This window comes from Mesorhizobium sp. M7A.T.Ca.US.000.02.2.1, assembly GCF_003996995.1.
Classification (GTDB): Bacteria; Pseudomonadota; Alphaproteobacteria; order Rhizobiales; family Rhizobiaceae; genus Mesorhizobium.
In genome coordinates this window covers 1-858 of sequence record NZ_RZTT01000820.1, presented here as the reverse complement: position 1 = coordinate 858, position 858 = coordinate 1, and the positions used below count along the sequence as shown (strand labels likewise).

At 61.1% G+C, this 858-nt stretch carries 3 protein-coding genes; all 3 read left to right on the top strand.

Features of this window, described 5'->3' with window-relative positions; genetic code table 11:
• Window position 1: 1 nt before the first annotated feature.
• A complete protein-coding gene (locus EOD15_RS34895; protein ID WP_185929175.1) occupies window positions 2-190 on the top strand; it encodes a DUF680 domain-containing protein in 189 nt (62 codons plus the stop codon).
• Window positions 191-276: 86 nt separating this feature from the next.
• Entirely contained in the window at window positions 277-477 is a 201-nt protein-coding gene (locus tag EOD15_RS34890) for a DUF680 domain-containing protein (RefSeq protein WP_127409345.1), read from the top strand.
• 68 nt (window positions 478-545) lie between these two features.
• Window positions 546-782 (top strand): DUF680 domain-containing protein, encoded by a 237-nt coding sequence (locus EOD15_RS34885; RefSeq protein ID WP_023813652.1) that lies wholly within the window; start codon window positions 546-548, stop codon window positions 780-782.
• The last annotated feature ends 76 nt before the right edge of the window (window positions 783-858 follow it).

Sequence of the window (858 nt, the reverse complement as noted above, 5' to 3'; positions counted from 1 at the left end):
GATCATTCTCACTGCCGCAGCCCTTCTGGCCATTTCCGGCAGCGCCTTCGCTGGTAGCGACCACTACGGTTCGAACGCCGCGGCAGCCACTGCTGTCGACAGCTCGTACACCGCTTCGACCAAGAAGTCGGAACCGGCTGCTCAGGCGCCTGCCCAGGGTGCTGACCACAACCTCTTCGGCAACAACTAACAGCCGATTCCCAGTCGACGACGGGCTCGCCCGTCGCCCTGGCGAAATTCAGACATTCGAAATTCAGACATTCAGGAGTATTTAAGATGAACAAGATCCTCATTGCTGCCGCCGCCGTTCTGGCCATCACCGGCAGCGCCTTCGCGGGCAGCGACAACTACGGTTCGAACGGCGCCAACCAGCCTGCCGCCGCTGTGGACCAGTCGTACACGGCTTCCACCAAGGCCTCGGAACCGGCTGCCCAGACGCCCGCTCAGGGCAGCGACCGTAACCTCTTCGGTCGCTAATTACCAATTTCGCAAGCGACGGCAGCTGTGTCTGCCGTCTGGCGAAATCCAGAATTCAGGAGACTAAAATGAACAAGATCCTTATTGCTGCCGCCGCCGTTCTGGCCATCACCGGCAGCGCCTTCGCCGGCAGCGACAACTTTGGCTCCAACGGCGCCAATCAGCCTGCGGTTACTTCGGTTGACAGCGCGCATACGAGCTCGGTCCGCAACAGCGGTGGCCTCGTCGAGAAGCTGCTCAATTCGTCGGGCGACGTAGAGAAGTCCGCCCCTCAGGGCAGCGACCGGAATCTCTTCGGCCGTTAACAGCCGAAGCTGATCTTCAACAAAAGAGCGGCGGGCCCGGCCCGCCGCTCTTTTTTCGTCCCAAAAGCGGGCCTGA